General features: G+C 54.4%; 1 protein-coding gene. It reads left to right on the plus strand.

What is annotated here, in order from left to right:
• Nucleotides 1-20: 20 nt before the first annotated feature.
• A partial coding sequence (locus tag AC1DRF_RS30080) for a beta strand repeat-containing protein (protein WP_477742583.1) occupies nt 21-876 on the plus strand: 856 nt, incomplete at its 3' end.

An 876-nucleotide genomic window follows, 5' to 3' on the forward strand; every position in this document is an offset into this window, starting at 1 on the left:
CTACTGGAGTGACTACTGGAGTGACTGGAACTACCGGAGTGACTGGAATCACTGGAGCTACTGGCTCTACTGGAGTGACTGGAATTACTGGAGTGACTGGCTCTACTGGAGAAACTGGAGTGACTGGGGCTACTGGAGTGACTGGAATYACTGGAGMWACTGGAGTGACTGGAACTACCGGAGTGACTGGGGCTACTGGAGTGACTGGAGCTACCGGAATTACTGGAGCTACCGGAATTACTGGCTCTACCGGAGCCACTGGAGTGACTGGAGTGACTGGAGCTACCGGAGTCACTGGGGCTACTGGCCCTACTGGAGAAACTGGAATCACTGGAGCTACCGGAATTACTGGAGCTACCGGAGCCACTGGAGTGACTGGCTCTACTGGAGTGACTGGAATCACTGGAGCTACTGGAGCTACTGGAGTGACTGGAATCACTGGAGCTACTGGCTCTACTGGAGCTACTGGCTCTACTGGAGAAACTGGAGTSACTGGGGCTACTGGAGTGACTGGAATTACTGGAGCTACTGGAATTACTGGAGCTACTGGAGCTACCGGAATTACTGGCTCTACCGGAGTCACTGGGGCTACTGGCCCTACTGGAGAAACTGGAATCACTGGAGCTACCGGAATTACTGGAGCTACCGGAGCCACTGGAGTGACTGGAATTACTGGGGCTACCGGAATTACTGGAGCTACCGGAATCACTGGAGCTACCGGAATCACTGGGGCTACCGGAATCACTGGGGCTACTGGAGTGACTGGAACTACCGGAGTGACTGGAATCACTGGAGCTACTGGCTCTACTGGAGTGACTGGAATTACTGGAGTGACTGGCTCTACTGGAGAAACTGGAGTGACTGGGGCTACTGGAG

This window comes from Priestia sp. P5_B4 (assembly GCF_056400385.1).